15 protein-coding genes are annotated in these 19,717 nt (G+C 72.0%); 10 read left to right on the forward strand and 5 right to left on the reverse strand.

The features are described from left to right. The first annotated feature begins 77 nt into the window (after positions 1–77). Positions 78–2,237 (forward strand): germacradienol/geosmin synthase Cyc2, encoded by a 2,160-nt coding sequence (gene cyc2, locus ACTMVF_RS12705; RefSeq protein ID WP_441271082.1) that lies wholly within the window; start codon positions 78–80, stop codon positions 2,235–2,237. Here the strand turns inward: cyc2 and ACTMVF_RS12710 are convergent. Next, positions 2,230–2,460: a hypothetical protein gene (locus ACTMVF_RS12710; protein WP_441271083.1), complete on the reverse strand. Its 231-nt coding sequence runs from the start codon at positions 2,458–2,460 to the stop codon at positions 2,230–2,232. The two genes, cyc2 and ACTMVF_RS12710, sit on opposite strands and share 8 nt — an antisense overlap. A 423-nt stretch (positions 2,461–2,883) precedes the next feature. Between ACTMVF_RS12710 and ACTMVF_RS12715 the strand changes: the two genes are divergently transcribed. The 4 genes from ACTMVF_RS12715 to ACTMVF_RS12730 all read left to right on the forward strand — a co-directional run bounded on the left by ACTMVF_RS12715 (position 2,884) and on the right by ACTMVF_RS12730 (position 6,425). Further along, positions 2,884–3,483, forward strand: coding sequence for a PDZ domain-containing protein (locus ACTMVF_RS12715; RefSeq protein ID WP_441271084.1), 600 nt, complete (start codon positions 2,884–2,886; stop codon positions 3,481–3,483). Positions 3,484–3,553: 70 nt separating this feature from the next. Beyond that, a complete protein-coding gene (locus ACTMVF_RS12720) occupies positions 3,554–4,174 on the forward strand; it encodes a LysE family translocator (protein ID WP_441271085.1) in 621 nt (206 codons plus the stop codon). A gap of 108 nt (positions 4,175–4,282) precedes the next feature. After that, positions 4,283–5,410, forward strand: a complete 1,128-nt coding sequence (locus ACTMVF_RS12725; RefSeq protein WP_441271086.1) for an aminopeptidase P family protein — start codon at positions 4,283–4,285, stop codon at positions 5,408–5,410. Between the two features lie 61 nt (positions 5,411–5,471). Beyond that, entirely contained in the window at positions 5,472–6,425 is a 954-nt protein-coding gene (locus tag ACTMVF_RS12730; RefSeq protein WP_441271087.1) for an aminoglycoside phosphotransferase family protein, read from the forward strand. Positions 6,426–6,488: 63 nt separating this feature from the next. Here the strand turns inward: ACTMVF_RS12730 and treZ are convergent, their stop codons facing one another. Continuing rightward, positions 6,489–8,234, reverse strand: coding sequence for a malto-oligosyltrehalose trehalohydrolase (gene treZ, locus ACTMVF_RS12735; RefSeq protein WP_441271088.1), 1,746 nt, complete (start codon positions 8,232–8,234; stop codon positions 6,489–6,491). A 184-nt stretch (positions 8,235–8,418) separates the two neighbouring features. Here treZ and ACTMVF_RS12740 point away from each other — a divergent pair, with 184 nt between their 5' ends. The 3 genes from ACTMVF_RS12740 to ACTMVF_RS12750 all read left to right on the forward strand — a co-directional run bounded on the left by ACTMVF_RS12740 (position 8,419) and on the right by ACTMVF_RS12750 (position 10,888). Beyond that, positions 8,419–8,970, forward strand: a complete 552-nt coding sequence (locus ACTMVF_RS12740; protein ID WP_441271089.1) for an FHA domain-containing protein — start codon at positions 8,419–8,421, stop codon at positions 8,968–8,970. Between the two features lie 137 nt (positions 8,971–9,107). Continuing rightward, positions 9,108–10,478 carry a M14 family zinc carboxypeptidase gene (locus tag ACTMVF_RS12745; protein ID WP_441271090.1) on the forward strand — a complete coding sequence of 457 codons (1,371 nt, stop codon included), beginning with the start codon at positions 9,108–9,110 and terminating at the stop codon, positions 10,476–10,478. Next, a complete protein-coding gene (locus ACTMVF_RS12750) occupies positions 10,475–10,888 on the forward strand; it encodes an SSI family serine proteinase inhibitor (RefSeq protein WP_441271091.1) in 414 nt (137 codons plus the stop codon). The genes ACTMVF_RS12745 and ACTMVF_RS12750 overlap by 4 nt, the downstream gene beginning before the upstream one ends. 45 nt (positions 10,889–10,933) lie before the next feature. Here the strand turns inward: ACTMVF_RS12750 and ACTMVF_RS12755 are convergent, their stop codons facing one another. The 3 genes from ACTMVF_RS12755 to glgX form a co-directional block, all read right to left on the reverse strand. Then, entirely contained in the window at positions 10,934–12,184 is a 1,251-nt protein-coding gene (locus ACTMVF_RS12755; RefSeq protein WP_441271350.1) for a M14 family zinc carboxypeptidase, read from the reverse strand. 425 nt (positions 12,185–12,609) lie between these two features. Continuing rightward, positions 12,610–14,973, reverse strand: a complete 2,364-nt coding sequence (gene treY, locus ACTMVF_RS12760; protein WP_441271092.1) for a malto-oligosyltrehalose synthase — start codon at positions 14,971–14,973, stop codon at positions 12,610–12,612. A 162-nt stretch (positions 14,974–15,135) separates the two neighbouring features. Continuing rightward, positions 15,136–17,295 carry a glycogen debranching protein GlgX gene (gene glgX, locus ACTMVF_RS12765; RefSeq protein ID WP_441271093.1) on the reverse strand — a complete coding sequence of 720 codons (2,160 nt, stop codon included), beginning with the start codon at positions 17,293–17,295 and terminating at the stop codon, positions 15,136–15,138. Between the two features lie 181 nt (positions 17,296–17,476). On the opposite strand from glgX, the gene ACTMVF_RS12770 reads away from it, so the two are divergent. Next, complete coding sequence (locus tag ACTMVF_RS12770) at positions 17,477–18,289, forward strand: Tat pathway signal sequence domain protein (RefSeq protein WP_441271094.1); 813 nt, start codon at positions 17,477–17,479, stop codon at positions 18,287–18,289. A 68-nt stretch (positions 18,290–18,357) separates the two neighbouring features. Further along, positions 18,358–19,659: a copper amine oxidase gene (locus ACTMVF_RS12775; RefSeq protein WP_441271095.1), complete on the forward strand. Its 1,302-nt coding sequence runs from the start codon at positions 18,358–18,360 to the stop codon at positions 19,657–19,659. The last annotated feature ends 58 nt before the right edge of the window (positions 19,660–19,717 follow it).

Genomic DNA, 19,717 nt, shown 5'->3' on the forward strand with positions numbered 1-19,717 from the left:
CACCCGTGATTCACGCGATGGTGTGATCATGTCCCCTGCGGTGGATGCCCGTTGGGGCCCCGGGGTAGGGCCCGGCCATGACGCAGCAGCCCTTCGAACTCCCGCACTTCTACATGCCGTATCCCGCGCGGCTGAACCCGCACCTCGACGAGGCGCGCGCCCATTCGACCGCGTGGGCGCGCGAGATGGGCATGCTGGAGGGATCCGGGGTCTGGGAGCAGTCCGACCTGGAAGCGCACGACTACGGCCTGCTCTGCGCCTACACCCACCCCGAGTGCGACGGCCCCGCCCTCTCCCTCATCACCGACTGGTACGTGTGGGTCTTCTTCTTCGACGACCACTTCCTGGAGATCTTCAAGCGCACCCAGGACCGCGCCGGCGGCAAGGCCTACCTGGACCGGCTGCCGCTGTTCATGCCGATGGACCTGTCGACCCCGATGCCCGAGCCGCAGAACCCGGTCGAGGCGGGCCTCGCCGACCTGTGGAAGCGCACGGTGCCCTCGATGTCGGCCGGCTGGCGCCGCCGTTTCGCCGTCGCGACCGAGCACCTTCTCAACGAGTCCCTGTGGGAGCTGTCCAACATCAACGAGGGGCGCGTCGCCAACCCCGTCGAGTACATCGAGATGCGCCGCAAGGTGGGCGGCGCCCCCTGGTCCTCGGGCCTCGTGGAGTACGCGACGGCCGAAGTTCCCGCGTCCGTCGCCGAGTCGAGGCCGCTGAGGGTCCTGATGGAGACCTTCTCGGACGCCGTGCACCTGCGCAACGACCTGTTCTCCTACCAGCGCGAGGTCGAGGACGAGGGCGAACTCAGCAACGGTGTCCTGGTGCTGGAGACCTTCTTCGGCTGCACCACCCAGGAGGCCGCCGACACCGTCAACGACGTCCTCACCTCCAGGCTCCACCAGTTCGAGCACACCGCCCTCACCGAAGTCCCCGCCCTGGCACTGGAGAAGGGCCTCACTCCTGCGGAGGTCGCCGCGGTCGCGGCGTACACCCAGGGGCTGCAGGACTGGCAGTCCGGCGGCCACGAATGGCACATGCGCTCCAGCCGGTACATGAACGAGCGCGCCGAATCCACCGCGCCCTGGAAGGGCCCGACCGGCCCCGGCACCTCCGCCGCCGACATCGGCGCGCTGCTCGCGGCGGCCGGCGCCGAACGCCTGCGTGCCTACACGCACGTGCCCTTCCAGAAGGTCGGCCCGTCCCGACTGCCCGACTTCTACATGCCCTTCCAGGTGGCGCTCAGCCCGCATCTGAGCGCCACCCGACCTCGCCTCACCGAGTGGATGCACCGCATGGGCATGCTCCAGGAGGGCGTCTGGGACGAGGACAAGCTCGCCGCCTACGACCTCCCGCTGTGCTCGGCGGGCCTCGACCCGGACGCCACCCCCGAGGCCCTGAACCTCAGCGCCCAGTGGCTCGCCTGGGGCACCTACGGGGACGACTACTACCCCCTCGTCTTCGGCCACCGCCGTGACCTGGCCGCCGCCCGGCTGACCACACAACGCCTGTCGGCCTGCATGCCCCTCGACGGCGAGGAGGCCACCGTCCCGCTCAACGGCATGGAGCGCGGACTGATCGACCTGTGGGCGCGCACCACGGCGGACATGCCCCCCGAGGCACGGCGTGTCCTCAAGGACGCGGTGAACGTCATGACCGAGAGCTGGGTGTGGGAGCTGTCCAACCAGCTCCAGAACCGCATCCCCGACCCGGTCGACTACCTGGAGATGCGCCGCGCCACCTTCGGCGCCGACCTCACCCTCGGCCTCTGCCGGATGGGCAACGGCCCCGCCGTCCCGCCGGAGGTGTACCGCAGCGGCCCCGTCCGCTCGCTGGAGAACGCCGCCGTCGACTACGCGTGCCTCCTCAACGACGTCTTCTCCTACCAGAAGGAGATCGAGTACGAGGGCGAGATCCACAACGCGATCCTCGTCGTCCAGAACTTCTTCGGCATCGACTACCCGACCGCGCTCGCCGTCGTCCACGATCTGATGACCCAGCGCATGCAGCAGTTCGAGCATGTGGCCACGCACGAACTTCCCATTGTCTACGAGGACTTCGGGCTCTCGGACGAGGCGCGGGAGGCCATGGGGAACTATGTGGTCGACCTGCAGAACTGGCTGGCGGGCATCCTGAACTGGCACCGCGAGGTCGACCGCTACAAGGCCGAGTACCTGGCCCGCCGCGCCCACGGCTTCCTGCCGGACCGCCCGCCGGCCGTACCCGTCCTCAGCTGACCTCCCCGACCCGCGCGGCGGTCTCCTCGGCGAGCTCTGGTACACCGTTCGCGGCGTTCTCCGAGGGGGCGCCGACCATCGCCTCGGCGGCCGCGAGAAGCGCACGGGCCTCCTCCGGGAGCTCCGCGTCGGCCAGGGCGCGGGTGAGCCGGTAGTGCTCCTCGGCGATGAAGCGCCCGAAGTTCACCCGCTGCCAGTCACGCGGGGAGTGCCCGACACCCACCCGCTCGCCCGGCGCACGGGCCTGCGTCTCGGCGACCCGGCCGACGCCCGCCGGCTCGACGCCCCCGACGCGGGCCCTTGCCGCTCGCGCACCCCGCGGTGCGAACGGCGGCCACGGTTTCCGCTGCGCCCTGCGCCGGACCGAACTGGTGTGCGCGGGGTGGGTGCGCCCAGGGGAGCGGCGGCGGCCGCAGCCGTCGGGGAGGCCGTGCTCGAACGGTCCTGAAACGGGTCCGTGAACGCGTCGGCAACCGGGCGGTGAGCGCGTCGGCAAACGGGCGGGCAGACGGGTCGGTGGCCTTCCTGACGTCGTGCTCACGCCCTGACGCGGATGGCTTCCCGCTCCTGACCACTGGTCAGTCTCACTCGATCGTGTCTCGTTGTGCGCCGGTGCGCAGGGTAGTCACCAGCCGGAGGCGATCCGATGGAACAGACTGCGTTGCGACCCAAGCCCATGCCAGGTCAGGGGCCCGGCGACGGTGCCAAGTCCGGCCCCGGCGCACGGCGCCCGCACGCCGGGCCCGGCCGATGCGGCCGACGGCTCACGCCCCTCCTGGTCGCCCTGCTCGTCGGGACGGTCCTGGTCCTGTCCGGGGTCGGACTCGGCACGGTGGGGGCCACGGTGATCGGCATGAGCAAGCTCGCCGAGCTGCAGCGGCAGGCAGGGCAGGGCGCCCCCGGAGTCCCGTCCCTCTCGGCGGACCCGGGTGTCTCGGCCCCGCCGTCGTCGGCGCCGCCCTCGCCGCAGGCCCCCGCCGCCCTCGCGACCCTCGGGGTGGAGGCGGTGGACGCCCAGAAGGTGGGCGCCCTGGTCGTCGGCGTCCACGTGCCCGGACCGGGATACGCGGCCGGCCTGATCCGGGGCGACGTGATCCTCGCGTTCGACGAGACCCGCGTCGACTCCGCCGCCGACCTCGCGCGAGCCGTCGCCGAAGCCCGCCCGGGCAGGCAGGTCACCCTGACAGTGCGTCACCGCAGCGGCGGCTTCCAACAGCTGACGGCGGTCCCGGGCGTCGTGACCTGACCACCTCGCATCCCTCGGGGAGTAGCGAAAACCACTGGTCACCTTCCTCCGACAGGGCCACGATGACACCATGCCGACCACCCTCGTCGCCTTCCTGGGGGCGTGCACCCTCGTCGCCGCCTCGCCCGGCCCCAGCACCGTCCTGATCATCAAGCAGTCGCTGCACAGCAGGCGCTCCGGATTCCTGACCGTGCTCGGCAACGAGACCGGCGTCTTCATCTGGGGTGTGGTCGCCGCATTCGGCCTGACCGCGCTGCTGACGGCCTCCGAGATGGCCTACGACGTGATGCGGATCGTCGGCGCGGTCGTGCTCGTCGGCTTCGGCGTCCAGGCGCTGCGGCAGGCGCGCCGCGCCAAGGGGGCACCCGAGGACGCCTGGGAGGGCACGCCGAAGAGCGGCTGGGCCTCCTACCGCGGCGGACTGCTGCTCAACCTCGCCAACCCCAAGGCGGCCGTCTTCGCGATGTCCTTCCTCCCGCAGTTCGTGCCGGAGGGCGCCCCGCACCTGCCGGCCATGGTGGGGCTCGCCGCACTCTGGGCGGTCTACGAAGTCGGCTACTACGGCCTGTACGTGTGGTTCGTCGGCCGGATGAAGACCGTGCTGTCCCGCGCGGGTGTGCGCCGTCGCCTGGAGCAGGTCTCCGGAGGCGTGCTGCTGCTCCTGGGTGTCCGCATGGCACTGGACAGCTGACGCCATGGCCGACCAGCCGCGGGAAACCCCCGCCGACCGGCTCGCGCCGCCCCCTGCGTCCGGGCAGGATGCTGACCGTAGTCCTTTCACGCGCCCAGGGAGGCCCGGATGACCGGCACCGCACCCGCGCCCTTCACCGCCGACGACTACCGGGCCCGCAGGGAACGGGCCGCGCGGGCGGCCGCGGACGCCGGACTGGCCGGCCTCCTGGTGGCCCCCGGCCCGGACCTGGTGTGGCTCACCGGCTACGCGCCCACCGCGGAGACCGAGCGGCTCACCCTGCTGGTCCTCGTCCCGGGCCAGGACCCCGTCCTCGTGGTCCCCGCCCTGGAGGCCCCGGACGCCGCGAAGGCGGCCGGCGTGCCCGGCCTGGCCCTGCGCGACTGGACCGACGGCAAGGACCCCTACGCCGCCACCGCGGCCCTTCTCGACGCGAGCGGCCGGTTCGGCATCAGCGACAACGCCTGGGCGTTGCATCTGCTGGCCCTGCAGAAGGCGCTGCCCGGCACCTCCTACGCCTCCCTCACCGACGCCCTGCCGATGCTGCGGGCCGTCAAGGACACGGCCGAGCTGGAGCTGTTGGCGGCCGCGGGTGCGGCCGCGGACGCAACGTTCGAGGAGATCCGGAAGGTTCCCTTCGGCGGCCGCCGCGAGTCCGAGGTCGCCGCCGACCTCGCCCATCTGCTGCGCCGCTTCGGACACTCCCAGGTCGACTTCACCATCGTCGCCTCCGGCCCGAACGGCGCCAACCCGCACCACGAGGTGGGCGACCGCGTGATCGAACGCGGCGACATGGTCGTCCTCGACTTCGGCGGCCTGAAGGACGGCTACGGCTCCGACACCTCCCGCACCGTCCACGTCGGCGAACCCACCGACGAGGAGCGCCGGGTGCACGACCTGGTGCGCGAGGCCCAGGAGGCGGGCTACCGCGCCGTACGGCCAGGCGTTGCCTGCCAGGAGGTCGACCGGGCCGCCCGCGCGGTCATCGCGGACGCCGGCTACGGCGAGTACTTCATCCACCGCACCGGGCACGGCATCGGCGTCACCACGCACGAGCCGCCGTACATGATCGAGGGCGAGGAGCAGCCCCTGGTGCCCGGCATGTGCTTCTCCGTGGAGCCCGGCGTCTATCTGCCCGGCCGCTTCGGGGTGCGCATCGAGGACATCGTGACGGTCACCGAGGACGGCGGACGGCGGCTCAACGACACGACCCGCGAGATGGTCATAGTGGACTGATCCGGTGACCGGACCCGGCCCAAGGAGCCCCCGTAGACCCTCGAGCGACAACGGCGCGACCATGACCCAGGCACCGACACCCACCGCGGACACCGTCCGCCGACTGGTCCGTTCCCTGCTCAAGGACGGCGCGGACGACTCGGCCGGCCCCGAGGTCCGGCCCGCCGCCGAGGGCGCCGCGCCCGCCACCTGGTGGGTCGGCACCCGGCATGTGCTGCGCCTCGCCCCCGACCGGGAGGCCGCCGCCCGCCAGCGCCGCGAACTGCGTCTGCGTGACCTCGTCCGCCCGCACGTCCCGGTCGCGGTGCCGACGAGCGTCGCGCACGGGGAGTGGGCGCCGGGGCTGACCTACACCCTGGACACCAAGGTCCCCGGCGGGGCGGGTGGCCGGCACGATGTCTCCGCCCTCGGGGAGGCCGACCTGGCCGGGCTGCTCACGGGGCTGCGCGAGGTCCCGGCGCGGCAGGCCGAGACGCTCGGCGTGCCGCGCGCCGCGCCGCGCTCCCTGGAGGCCCTGCGCCGCGCCGCCGAACGGGCCACCGCGCGCCTCGCCGACGCCGACGAGTTCGACGCCGCCCGACTGCGCCAGCTCACCCAGCCGGCCGCCGTCCAGCTCGCGGCCCAGTCCGGTACCGCGGTCCTCGTCCACCACGCCCTCACCGGCGACCACCTCGTCCTCAGCGCCGACGGCCGGGTGCGCGGCATCCTCGGCTGGGCCGACACCGTCCTCGGCGACCCCGCGGAGGACATCGCCGGCCTCGCCCTCGCTGTCGGCTCCCCGGCCGCCGTCCGCGCCGCCACCCTGGCCGGCTACGGCGCCCGCCCGTGCCTGCGCGGCCTCTGGCTCGCCCGCTGCGACGCGCTCGTCCGGCTCGCGGACCGCCTCGACGGCAAGGGCGAGACGCCCCTCCCGCTGCTGAGGGCGCAGCTCCGGCAGGCGTGGGAGGCGATCCTGCTGGAGCGCGTGACGGAGTTCCGGGAGGACGAGGGGGAGGAGGGGGACGAGGAGCTGTAGGGGCGGGCATCTCCTCCGGCCAGAGGCGCATGCGCGGACGCTCACACCCCACCCCTGCTCCTCTCACCCCTGCAACAGCACCACGCCCGACTCCCCGGGCACATGCAGCACCCCGTCCGCGCCCGGCGCCTGCACGGGCTCCCACGCGGCCAGTACGGCTGCCTGGCGGGGCCCCAGGGGGATCGCCGCCGGTTCCTTGGCGAGGTTGACGACCACGCGTACGTCGCCGCGCCGGAAGGCGAGCCAGCGCTCCCGCTCGTCGTAGGCCACCTTGGTGTCGGCGAGGTCGGGATCCGTGAGGTCGGGCTGCTCGTGGCGCAGGGCGATGAGACGCCGGTACCAGGCCAGCACGCGCGCGTGGGACTCGTCGTCGAGCTCGGACCAGTCGAGGCAGGAGCGGTCCCGGGTCGCCGGGTCCTGCGGGTCGGGCACGTCCTCCTCGGCCCAGCCATGCGCCGCGAACTCTCGCCGCCGCCCGCTCCGTACCGCTTCGGCCAGCTCCGGATCGGTGTGGTCGGTGAAGAACTGCCAGGGCGTGCCCGCGGCCCACTCCTCGCCCATGAACAGCATCGGCGTGAACGGCGCGGTCAGCGTCAGCGTGGCCGCGCAGGCCAGCAGGCCGGGGGAGAGGGATGCCGCGAGCCGGTCGCCCTGGGCGCGGTTGCCGACCTGGTCGTGGGTCTGGCTGTAGCCGAGGAGGCGGTGCGCGGCCACGCGCGCGCGGTCCAGGGGGCGCCCGTGACTGCGGCCCCGGAAGCTCGAGTACGTCCCGTCGTGGAAGTAGCCGCCGGTGAGGGTCTTGGCGAGGGCCGCCATGGGGGCGCGGGCGAAGTCGGCGTAGTAGCCCTGGGACTCGCCGGTCAGCGCGGCGTGCAGGGTGTGGTGGAAGTCGTCGTTCCACTGGGCGTGCAGACCGAGACCGCCCTCCTCGCGCGAGGTGATGAGCCGAGGATCGTTGAGGTCGGATTCGGCGATCAGGCACAGCGGCCGACCGAGGTCGGCGGAGAGGGCGTCGACGGCTGTCGACAGCTCCTCCAGGAAGTGGCACGCGCGCGTGTCCACCAGCGCGTGCACCGCGTCCAGGCGCAGCCCGTCGATCCGGTAGTCCCGCAGCCAGGCCAGCGAGCTCTCCACGAGATACGCACGCACCTCGTCCGAGCCGGGCGCGTCCAGGTTGACGGCGGAACCCCAGGGCGTGTGATGCGTGTCCGTGAGGTAGGGGCCGAAGGCGGGCAGGTAGTTGCCGGACGGGCCGAAGTGGTTGTGCACGACGTCGAGGACCACGCCCAGGCCCAGCTCATGCGCCCGGTCGACGAAGCGTTTCAGCGCCTCCGGCCCGCCGTACGGCTCGTGCACGGCCCAGAGAGAGACGCCCTCGTATCCCCAGCCGTGTCGCCCGGGGAAGGGACACAGAGGCATCAACTCGACGTGGGTGACGCCCAGTTCCGCGAGGTGCCCGAGCCGCTCGGCGGCCGCGTCCAGCGTGCCCTCGCGCGTGTACGTGCCCACATGCAGCTCGTACAGGACCGCACCGGGCAGGGGCCGCCCCGCCCACTCGGTACGCCACTCGTACCGCCCGTGGTCGACGACCGCGCTCAGCCCGTCCGGGCCGTCCGGCTGCCGACGCGAGCGCGGATCGGGCAGCACGGGGCCGTCGTCGAGCGCGAAGCCGTACCGCGTGCCGTCCCGCGCCTCGGCCTCCCCCCACCACCATCCCGGGCGATCGGGATCGCGCTCCAACGCGCGCGTGGCGCCCTCGCACTGGAGCGTCACACGGTCGGCCTGCGGTGCCCACACCTCGAACTGCACGGACGGTTCCCCTTCGTCTGCTCACCGTGATGTAGCCCGTCCATGGTGCTTCAAACGAGATCAATCCGCTTTTGAATCTTCCCTTTTGCGGCAGGTGTCGTACCGTTCTCGCCGATCACGCGCGCGGGGTGGCCGTTTCCCCGTTTTCTGGACACCCGGGGTTCACTGACCGACAATCAGCACCGTGACGTCGTCCTTCGAGTTCAATACCTACCCCGCGCGGCTCTCCGACGCGGAGCGCGACAAGGCGCTGAAGGTGCTCCGTGACGGCGTCGCCATGGGCCGGCTGTCGCACGACACGTTCGTGCGGCGCATGGAACTGGCCCTCGCCGCCCGCCGCGCGGACGAGCTCGCCGTGCTCACCGCCGACCTGCCCGTCGAGAGCCGCATCTCGCGCCTGGTGTTCGGCTCGGTCGAGGCGATCTCCGGCTTCACCGTACGGCTGCGCAGGGCCTGGCAGGCCGAGCGGCTGCCCAAGCTGCTGCTGCCCCACCCCGCGGCCGGTCATCCGCTGCGCATCGGCCGTGACCCCGCCAACGGGCTGCGGCTGACCCACGAGACGGTGTCCCGGGTGCACGCCGAACTGAGCCACCAGGCCGGCCTGTGGGTCCTGCGCGACCTCGGCTCCACCAACGGCACGACGGTGAACGGCCGGCGCGTCATCGGGGCCGTCGTGGTCCGTGAGGGCGACCAGGTGGGTTTCGGTCGGATGTCGTTCCGGCTCGCCGCGCACTGACCCGAACCTCGGCTCCGGCCTTGGCTTTACGTGACGCTTGACTCAAGTCGCTTTGCCCTCTGTGGTGTTGACGTACTCGTCAACTCGTGACTGACTGTGCGTACACCATGCACACCAGGTGAATCGACGGCACCGCATTGTGGAGGTGTGCCCTGCCGCCACTCCTCCGCTACCCGACCGTCGACGAGCTGGGCGCCCGGGCGGCCGCGCTCGTCGCCCGCCGCCCCCGTGACGCACGGCTGCGCCGCGTGGGGACGTCCCGCGCGGGCACACCCCTGTGGCTGCTGTCCGTCGGCCACGGCAGCCGCCAGGCCCTCGTGGTGGCCGGCCCGCACGCCAACGAACCGGTGGGCGGCGCCACCGTGCTGCGGCTGGCCGAACGGGTGATGGCCGACCCCCGTCTGCACGAGGGCGCCGACGCCACGTGGAACCTGCTGTTGTGCCTGGACCCCGACGGCCTGCGCCGCAACGAGGGCTGGCTGCAGGGCCCGTACGCCCTCGGCGGCTACTTCCGGCACTTTTTCCGGCCCGGCTTCCTGGAGCAGCCCGAATGGCTGCCGGATGGCGCGGACGCCGCCACGCTGCCCGAGACCCGCACCCTGCTCGATCTCCAGGACGAACTGCGGCCCTTCCTCCAGTGCTCCCTGCACGGCGTCGACGTCGGCGGCGGCTTCGTCGAGCTGACCCACGACCTGCCCGGCCTCGCCCAGCGCGTCGCGCACACCGCCGCCCGCCTCGGCATCCCGCGCGAGCTCGGCCCCTACGACACCCTGTACTGGCCGGCACTGGGACCCGCCGTCTACCGGATCCCCAGGCCCCGCCGGGGCGATCTGGCCGCCGCCATCACCGAGGCGGCCGTCGAGTCGACCTGGTTCCATCCGCATCGGCACGGCACCGTCACGGCGGTCGTCGAGGCCCCCATGTGGGGTGTCGCCGCGGTGGAGGACGGTACTCCGCCCGCAGATGAGGAAACGGTCCTGCGCAGGGTGAGTCACACCTTGCGCCACGACGCTCGCCTCCTGCAGCGGCTGCTGGAGCGCCTGCGGCCCCACCTTCCCGCCGGACCGGAGACGGCCCGGCTGCTCGCCCCGGTCGACGACTATTTACTGGTCTGCCCCGGGCTCGCCGACACCTGGGACCCCGACGTCGAGGACCCTGGCGGCGCACGGCCCCTTCCGTCGCTCAGCACCGCCCACCTGGCCGCCCTGCGCATCGCCGGGCGGCGCCTCGCCCTGCGGACGGCCGGGCTGCTGCACCAGCTCGTGACCGGCGCCGGCCGCGACCCGGCCCGGGTGCTGCCGGAACTGGACCGGCTCCTCGACGAGTGGTGCGACGACTACCGCGACGGCTGCGGAGCGCGCTGGATACCGGTCGCGCGCCAGGTGGAGTACCAGGCGCGGGTGGTGCTCGCCGCGTTCGAACTCGCCACGCGGCACGCGCCCGCGTGCTCTCGTTCGGGTGAGTCGGGGTGGAATGCCGGAGCCGCCGTGCCGATGCATCAGGAATGACGCGATGCATCACAGCCGTACGAGGCACTCTGCTCACGGCAGCCGCCACCCTCGCCCTCGGCGCCGCCGCGCCCCAGGCCACGGCCCAGGCTTCCGACCCCGTCAACTGGCTCTTCGTCACGGTCACCCGTGGCGACGCCCCCCACGGTGAGGTGCCCGGCAGGCTGCTGCTGTGCGATCCGCCGCGGGGCCACGGCAAGGCGGCCGAGGCCTGCGAGCAGCTCAACAGGGTGGGCGGCGACATCGGCCGACTCCAGAGCAAGGACGCGTTCTGCCCGATGATCTACGCGCCGGTGACCGCCCAGGCGCGCGGGGAGTGGAACGGACGCCCGGTCGAGTACCGGGAGACGTTCTCGAACGGATGCGGGATGTCCGCCCGGACGGGCGCGGTGTTCGCCCTGGACGACTGACGCCGTACCGCACGGCACTGCACGCGCGCGTGCCGTCGGCGTGGCTCACACCGCCCGGTCGCGTGCGTGCAGCGCGGCCGCGACGACCGTCCGGGACTGGTGCTCGACCTGGTGCTCCAGCGGCACCCAGCGGGCGCGGAAGCGTTCGGCGAAGGCGTCGCTCCAGGTCGCCACGAGCCGTTCGAGCGGCGGTGCCGCACGGTCGCCGGTCTCCCGCAGGACCCGCAGCAGCATGGCCGCCGCCCGCAGTGGCAGCCGCCGGCCGAAGGCGTCCACGCTTCCGACGTAGGCCATGGTGTCGTCGGCGGGCGGCGTGTGCATCCAGTCGGCGGCCAGCCCCGGCACCAGCTCCAGCGACCACTTCGCGGCCCGCAACAGGGGCCCGTCGACGCCGTCGAGGCGGGGGAGCGCCTCGGCGAGCACCCGCTCCACCTCCAGCGCGTCCCGCCGCAGTCGGGCGGCCAGCCGCCGCATCGCCCCGGCCGGGTCCGGATGCGGCGCCGGATCGTCCACCAGGTCGCTCGCCCACATCGGCACCTCGACGACCGCGGTCAGGCCGCCGTACCGGTGCACGTGATACCAGGTGCTGCTGCGCGCGTCGTCCGGCATGCTCGGATACGCCGCGCCCGCGCCCGGCGCCGGCATCACGTGCACCCCGGGTCCGGCCGCGGGCCAGCCCGCCGCGTCCGAGGCGCCGGTCTCCACCGGGATGTGCAGCTGGGCCGCGGACTTCGCGAACGGCTCGGCGAGACCGGGGACGTCCTTCGTCAGCTGCACCCAGCTGCCGCCCAGGTCGGTGCCGTGCAGGGTCACCTGAAGGTAGGGGCGCAGCTCGTCGATGACCCGGGTCAGCGCGCGTGTCTCGGGCGGCAGCCGGTCGGGAGGCAGCGCGGCCGGCGCCCACTCCGGCTGCTCCGGGGCCGCGGGCCGGTAGAAGCCGAGGTGGTAGTCGAACAGGCTGCGGGGCGCCGGCGTGATGTGCAGGCTCGCCCCGTCGGGATCCGCGCACAGCAGGAAGTGCCAGGAGGTGTCGGCCCGCAACTCCCGCTCGTGCAGGACCCGTTCGGCGACCGCCAGCAGGGTGGAGCTGCCGGTCGGTTCGTTGGAGTGCGCGCCCGCCACCACCAGTACGGCGCGTCGCGCGTGACCTATGGACAGCAGATGGAGGGGTCTGCCCGCCCGGGAGGCCCCCACCTGTCTGAGTACGCACAGGTCGGGCCGGTGGGCGGCCAACGCTCGGGCGGACAGGACCAGTTCGGTCAGAGTTGGGTAGCGCAGCTCCGGCAGGAGACTCACCCCCGTCACGTCCGCCCTGCTTCGCAATCCGCAGTACCCCATGGTCTGGTTTACGTGTCAAGGAGTTCACGGGGGAGGCTCCTGGGGGCGCCCAGGAGCATTTGCCGCCGACACGTAGGTGCGGTCGGCGTCAGCGGAAGCACGAGGCCCGTCCTTGGGAGTACGAGGCCCGTCCTGCCGGAGATCGCGAGCCCCGTTTCCACCCGTTCGCGCCATGTGCGAATGCCAGGGCGGCCGTCGAGAGCCCGGGCGCGAAGAGGGCGTCGTCGCTCGTCACCACGCGCCGGTCGGCGTGCCCGAGCCCCGGGAGCGTGCGCGGGCCCGAGCCGGTCGCCGGCAGGACACCACGGCGCGCGGGACAGCCGTACGCGCCCGAGAGTGTGCTCCCTGGGCACGTCGTACGGCAGTACGTCCGCTCAGCCCGCTCACCCCGCCTCCTCCACGCCGACCCGCTCCAGCAACGCCACGGGCAGCCGCTCGAACAGCTCCGCCACGCGCGCGTGCCCGCTGAACTCCCGCTCCGGAGCCAGCGCGTCGGCCCATCGCCCCGGCGGCAGCGCCAGCACCGTGTCGCGCCAGCCACCCGACCGCGCCAGCCGCAGCGACAGCCGCGTCACGGCGGTGACCACCTCACGGGAGCGCACGAAGGCCACACAGTGCGCGGCCGACGGTCCCACGACGGTCAAGGGCGTGTACGACGCCGAGTCACCGAACACATCGGGGCGCCGCCTGCGCAGCCGTAGCACCGACGCCGTCAACGCACCCTTCTCGCCCGGATCCTCGTGCGGGAACCGTACGGCCCGCCGGTTGTCGGGGTCGACCAGGGCCCGGTACTCGCCCTCGGTTCCCTGGTAGACATCGGGGACGCCCGGCATCGTCAGCTGGGCCAGGGCCACGCCCAGCATGTTCGCCCGGATGTGCGGCTCCAAACCGTCCCGGAAGGCGGCCACGCGCGCGTACGGCGCCCCGCACGGCCCCGCCGCGACGAACTCCGCCACCGCCTCCTCGTACGGCGGCTCCTGCTCCGTCCAGCTCGTGAACAGCCCCGCCTCGCGCACATGCTTCAACAGGGCCCCCTGCACGCGGTCGACGGCCGCGTCGCCCAGCCCGAACACCGTCTGCCACGCCGCCCACGCCAGTTGCGCGTCCGGTACGCCCTCGCCGTCGCGCGTCACCTCGGCCAGCACGTCCGCCCAGCGCTCCGGGCACTCGGTGAGCACGGCCAGCGCGGCCCGTACGTCGGCACTGCGCTTGGTGTCGTGCGTCGAGGCGACCGTCCCGGTGAGGGGCCAGTCGCGCTGCACGCGCGCGCAGTACGCGTGGAACTCGTCGGGCGAGACGGCAGGACTCCCCGGATTGCCGCCCACCTCGGTCGCCGACAGCAGCGGCACATAACGGTAGAACGCCGTGTCCTCCACGGACTTGGCCCGCAACGCCGACGCCGTCTGCGCGAACCGCGTCCGGAACTCCAGGTGCTCCGGCCCGTCACCGGCCCGCCCGAGCACCAGGTCGCGCACGACGTCGACCGCGCCGGCCTCCTCGGGCACGACGAAGGCGAGCCGGGCCTCGGCAGCGGCCTCCTCGGTGACGACACGGGCCGCGTCACCGGAGACGTACGGCCGGTAGACCTCCAGCCGGACGAGGAGCTCCTGCAGCGCGGTGCGCAGCGCCCAGGGCGCGCGGTCGCGCAGGGCGGGCTCCGGGGACGTGGCGCACACGCGGTGCGCCACCCGCGTCAGCCGGTCGACCTCGGTGGCCAGCTCGTGCGTGAGCACCTTGTACGCCGCCCGCCGCACCGTCGCCTCCCAGTCGCCGCCCCGGTCCGTCTGCGGGGCCGCGAACCGCCGGTACTGGCCGAGGAGTTCCCCGAACCCCGCCGGGTCGGTGAACAGGCCGTCGATGTGCCGCAGGGCGTCGTAGCCGGTGGTGCCCGCGACGGGCCAGGAGGCCGGCAGATGCTCCCCGTCCGACAGGATCTTCTCCACCACGGTCCAGCGCCCGCCGGTCGCCTCGTGCAGGCGCTGAAGATAGCCGTCGGGATCGGCGAGGCCGTCGGGATGGTCGATGCGCAGCCCGTCGATCACGCCCTCGTGCAGGAGCTGGAGGATCTTGGCATGGGTGGCCTCGAAGACCTCCGGGTCCTCGACCCGCACCCCGATCAGCTCCGAGATGCTGAAGAACCGCCGGTAGTTGAGCTCCGTACGGGCCAGCCGCCACCACACCGGCCGGTACCACTGCGCGTCCAGGAGCTGCGGCAGCGGCAGTTCCTCGGTGCCCTCGCGCAGCGGGAACGCCTGGTCGTAGTAGCGCAGGACGTCGCCGTCCACCTCCATGCTGCCGAGCTCCTCGCCCAGCGGGTGCCCCAGCACCGGCAGCAGCACCTGGCCGCCCTGCGCCTCCCAGTCGATGTCGAACCACCGCGCGTACGGCGACTTGGGGCCCTCGCGCAGCACCTCCCACAGCGCGCGGTTGTGCCGCGGGGCCATGGCCATGTGGTTCGGCACGATGTCCACCACCAGGCCCAGGCCGTGCTCGCGCGCGGTACGCGCCAGCGCGCGCAGCCCCTCCTCGCCACCCAGTTCCTCGCGCACGCGCGCGTGGTCCACGACGTCGTAGCCGTGCCCCGACCCCGGGACCGCCTCCAGGACGGGGGACAGGTGCAGGTGCGAGACGCCGAGCGAGGCCACATACGGCACGGCCGCCGCCGCGGCCCCGAAGGGAAACGCGGGCTGCAGCTGCAGCCGGTAGGTGGCGGTGGGCACCATCGGGTCGGGTCGCTCAGGTGTCATGGAAAGCTACGTACCCGCCAGGACGCCGTTCGTGTCATCGGCGCCCCCACGTGGGCCACTGCCGGAACGACGAACCGGTACCGTCCCGACGTGAATCCGCCCCCGCGCGGACGGCGCGTCCGGCGTCGTACACCGGACGCGCCGACGCGCCGACGCACCGTCCTAGACCGGCCGCTGCAACACCGTCAGGCTCCGGTCCACCAGCGTCAACCGGTCCCCGGCCTGCACCTTCGCTCCCGTCCCCGGCGGCACCCCGTCCGTGCGGGCGGTGTCGACGACCACCTGCCACTGGCGGCCGTGGTTGACCGGCACGACGAAGTCGAGGGTCTTGGGGGAGGCGTTGAACATCAGCAGGAACGAGTCGTCGGTGATGCGCTCCCCGCGCGCCCCCGGCTCCGAGATCGCGTTGCCGTTGAGGAACACCGTCAGCGCCGACGCCTGCGCCCGGTCCCAGTCCCGCTGGGTCATCTCCTTGCCCTGCGGTGTGAACCAGGCGATGTCCGACAGGTCGTCGTGCGTGCCCTCCACGGACCGACCGTGGAAGAAGCGTCGCCTGCGGAAGACCGGATGGTCCCGCCGTAGCCACACCATCGCGCGCGTGAAGGCGAGCAGCTCACGGGGCAGCCCGTGCGCGCCCTCGCCGACCGAGCCGTCCTCATCGTGCTCGCCGCCCTCCTGCGGCCACTCGATCCACGCCAGCTCACTGTCCTGGCAGTAGGCGTTGTTGTTCCCGCGCTGCGTACGCGCGAACTCATCCCCGTGGCTGAGCATCGGCACGCCCTGGGACAGCATCAGCGTGGCGATGAAGTTGCGCATCTGGCGGGCGCGCAGCTCCAGGACGGCCGGGTCGTCGGTCTCGCCCTCCGCGCCGCAGTTCCAGGACCGGTTGTGGCTCTCGCCGTCCCGGTTGTCCTCGCCGTTGGCGTGGTTGTGCTTGTCGTTGTACGAGACGAGGTCGTGCAGCGTGAACCCGTCGTGGCAGGTCACGAAGTTGATGGAGGCCAGCGGGCGCCGCCCGTCGTCCTGGTACAGGTCCGAGGAGCCCGTCAGCCGGGACGCGAACTCCGCCAGCGTCCGCGGCTCACCGCGCCACAGGTCCCGTACGGTGTCGCGGTACTTGCCGTTCCACTCGGTCCACAGGGGCGGGAAGTTGCCCACCTGGTAGCCGCCCTCGCCGACGTCCCACGGCTCGGCGATCAGCTTCACCTGGGAGACCACCGGGTCCTGCTGTACCAGGTCGAAGAACGACGACAGCCGGTCCACCTCGTGGAACTGTCGCGCCAGGGTGGCCGCGAGGTCGAAGCGGAAGCCGTCGACGTGCATCTCGGTGACCCAGTAGCGCAGCGAGTCCATGATCAGCTGCAGGACGTGCGGGGACCGCATGAGCAGGGAGTTCCCGGTGCCCGTGGTGTCCATGTAGTAGCGCGGGTCGTCCGTCAGGCGGTAGTACTGCGGGTTGTCCAGGCCCCGGAAGGACAGCGTGGGCCCCAGGTGGTTGCCCTCGGCGGTGTGGTTGTAGACCACGTCGAGGATGACCTCGATGCCGGCCTCGTGCAGCGCCCGCACCGCCGACTTGAACTCCAGGACCTGCTGGCCGCGGTCGCCCCATGAGGCGTACGCGTTGTGCGGGGCGAAGAAGCCGATCGTGTTGTAGCCCCAGTAGTTGTTCAGGCCCATGTCGACCAGACGGTGGTCGTTCACGAACTGGTGGACCGGCATCAGCTCCAGCGCCGTCACACCCAGCTCGGTGAGGTGCTCGATGATCGCCGGGTGCGCGAGGGCGGCGTAGGTGCCGCGCAGTTCCTCGGGCAGGCCCGGGTGGCGCATCGTGAGGCCCTTCACATGAGCCTCGTAGATCACCGTGTGGTGGTACTCGGTGCGCGGCCGCCGGTCGTCGCCCCAGTCGAAGTACGGGTTGACCACGACCGACGACATCGTGTGCGGCGCCGAGTCCAGGTCGTTGCGTTTGTCGGGTTTATCGAAGTGGTAGCCGTACACCTCCTCGCCCCAGCGGATCGCGCCGCTGATCGCCTTGGCGTACGGGTCGAGCAGCAGCTTCGCGGAGTTGCAGCGCAGGCCGCGCTCGGGGGCGTACGGGCCGTGCACCCGGAACCCGTACCGCTGACCCGGCATGACGCCCGGCACGTACGCGTGCCGCACGAACGCGTCGCTCTCCCGCAGTTCCACCGCCGTCTCCGAGCCGTCGTCGTGCAGCAGACACAGCTCTACTCGGTCCGCGGCCTCCGTGAAGACCGCGAAGTTGGTGCCGGCGCCGTCGTAGGTGGCACCGAGTGGATATGCCTCTCCAGGCCAGACCTGCATGGACACGACTCTTTCAGCTCGGGCCCGCCGTCGGGGGCGCCTTGACTTCGAGTCTCCCCGAAAGTGATGGAACCACCCATGACTTACGTCCCTCTTACCGGTCGACCAGTGCATACGCGGTATGCCGAACCAGTGGGGCAATCACGTACTCCCGAGGACGTAGGGGGAGTAGGGGGAAGATGTGCGCAAGATAGTGCACCGCCATCTGGGCAAGGTGGTGGCCGGTGCGGCCATCGCGGTGGCGGGAACCGCCGTGATGGTCGGAATCACCCTGCCGGGGACGGCGGGGGCCGACACGGCGGGAGGGACCGACAGCAGCGCCCAGTCGGCCCAGCAGGCGGGCCAGGGACAGGGCCCCGGCGCGGTGGCGCCGGGCGTCGTCGAGGAGGCGCCGAGCGAGGGGGAGACGGGCAAGGGCAGCGATCCGCTGACCGACGACGAGATCGACCGGGTCGCGAGCATCGCGGCCGACCGGCAGCTGCGCAACGCCGGCGAGAACGTCGAAGGTGACCGAGGCGCGCAGCGGCTGAGTGTCGGCCTCGCCGACCCGGAGGCCGACGAACTGGACTCCTCGAACGTGCCGCGCCGGGCCGAGGTGACGTTCTACGACTACAAGAACGACTCCCTCGTGACGAAGACCGTCAATCTGGACACGGGGAAGGTCGAGAAGTCCTACACCGCGCAGGGCGTCCAGCCGCCCCCGAGTCCCGCCGAGGGCATCGAGGCGGCCAGGCTCCTGATCGCCGACCCGCTGGGCGCGGACCTGAAGGCCGACTACAAGGACGCCATCGGCAAGGAGCTCACCTCCCCGGACCAGCTCCAGCTCAGCGCCGGCATCTACCGGGCCGATCCGGGCGCCCAGTCCGCCGCGCTCGACAAGTGCGGTGAGCACCGCTGCGTGCGGCTGTTCGTGAAGGTCAAGAACGGCCCGTGGATCGACACCCGGGCTCTCGTGATCGACCTGAGCGCCCGCAAGGTCGCCAAGCTCGACTGAGCGGCTCTCCGTTCACTTTTCCAACTCGCACCCAGTACTTGCACCTCCTGTAAGGGAGTCATTTCTTCATGCGCGTGAACAGAATGAGCCGTGCCCGCAGGCGGGCGGCGGCCGTGGGCCTGACCGTGGCCACTCTGGCCGCCGGCGTGACGACCGCCGCCGGACCGGCCACCGCCCAGCCGAAAGCCGCCCCCGCGGCGGCCGCCGACTGCAGCGCCGCCTACCGCATCGAGCAGAAGCTCTCCGGCGGCACGACCTGGCGGATGTGCTGGCGCTACGACGGCAAGGCCGGACTCGTCCTGGACCACATCTCCTACCAGCCCAAGGGGGAGACCAAGCCGATCAAGGTCCTCAACAGCGCCCGGCTCGGACAGATCCACGTCCCGTACGACGACGGGAAGAACGAGTTCGACGACCTGACGGGGCAGCCCTTCGCCCAGGGCCTGATGGCACTGTCGCCGGGCGAGTGCCCCGGCGGCACCATCAAGACGGTCAAGGTCCCCGACGCCTGGACCGAGGACCCCAACGTCAAGGGCCTGTGCACCACCACCCGCTCCCGGGGCCACGCCTACCGTATGAACGACGGGAACAAGACCTACCAGGCCCAGGGCAAGGACCTGCTCGTCTACACGGTCAACCAGGTCGGCTGGTACGAGTACATCACCGAGTGGCGCTTCCAGGACGACGGCGCCATCAACATGAACGTCGGCGCGACCGGCAGCCTCTCCTACGACGACTACGACGCCGGCGACGGCCGTGGCTGGCCGATCGGCAAGGGTGCCCGGGCGAAGGCCACCAGCCACAGCCACAACGTCTTCTGGCGGCTGGACTTCGCGCTCGACGGCTCCACCAAGAACCGCGTCGAGCAGTACGACTCGGCCGTCACCACCGGGCAGGGCCGCCCGAAGACCAAGACCACCGCCACCAAGGTCACCAAGGAGCTGACGGGCGACGCCAAGAACTACCGCTGGTGGCGTGTGGTCAGCGCGACCGGCAAGAACAAGGACGGACACGCCCGGTCCTACGAGATCGTCCCCGGCATCAGCACGAAGTTCCCGGGGCGCAGCTTCACCAAGCACGACTTCTACTTCACGCAGTACAACAGCTGCGAGAAGTTCGCCAGCCACAACCCGGCGTGCGCGGGCAGCCACCCCAAGTCCGTCGACAAGTGGGTCAACGGCCAGAACCTCACGCGCCCGGTCGTCTGGGCCAACGTGGGCTTCCACCACATCGTGCGGGACGAGGACCAGCAGCCCATGCCGGTCCACTGGCAGGGATTCTCCGTCGTCCCGAGGGACGTCACGGCTATGAATCCGCTCACTCCCGCCGACGTCGCCTGGCAGAACGGCAACTGGGGATTCCCTCGTTGAGAATGACCCTGCCCATCCGGCTGCACCGCCGACCGCTCCCGGAGTACCCTTCCTTGAT

This window comes from Streptomyces sp. SD31 (assembly GCF_052068475.1).
Taxonomy (GTDB): domain Bacteria; phylum Actinomycetota; class Actinomycetes; order Streptomycetales; family Streptomycetaceae; genus Streptomyces.

Excerpts from the sequence above, each read along its gene's own strand:
- cyc2 (WP_441271082.1), top strand. The coding sequence starts at position 78 with ATGACGCAGCAGCCCTTCGAACTCCCGCACTTCTACATGCCGTATCCC.
- ACTMVF_RS12715 (WP_441271084.1), top strand. The coding sequence starts at position 2,884 with ATGGAACAGACTGCGTTGCGACCCAAGCCCATGCCAGGTCAGGGGCCC.
- ACTMVF_RS12720 (WP_441271085.1), top strand. The coding sequence starts at position 3,554 with ATGCCGACCACCCTCGTCGCCTTCCTGGGGGCGTGCACCCTCGTCGCC.
- ACTMVF_RS12725 (WP_441271086.1), top strand. The coding sequence starts at position 4,283 with ATGACCGGCACCGCACCCGCGCCCTTCACCGCCGACGACTACCGGGCC.
- ACTMVF_RS12730 (WP_441271087.1), top strand. The coding sequence starts at position 5,472 with ATGACCCAGGCACCGACACCCACCGCGGACACCGTCCGCCGACTGGTC.
- ACTMVF_RS12750 (WP_441271091.1), top strand. The coding sequence starts at position 10,475 with ATGACGCGATGCATCACAGCCGTACGAGGCACTCTGCTCACGGCAGCC.
- treY (WP_441271092.1), bottom strand. The coding sequence starts at position 14,973 with ATGACACCTGAGCGACCCGACCCGATGGTGCCCACCGCCACCTACCGG.
- glgX (WP_441271093.1), bottom strand. The coding sequence starts at position 17,295 with ATGCAGGTCTGGCCTGGAGAGGCATATCCACTCGGTGCCACCTACGAC.
- ACTMVF_RS12775 (WP_441271095.1), top strand. The coding sequence starts at position 18,358 with ATGCGCGTGAACAGAATGAGCCGTGCCCGCAGGCGGGCGGCGGCCGTG.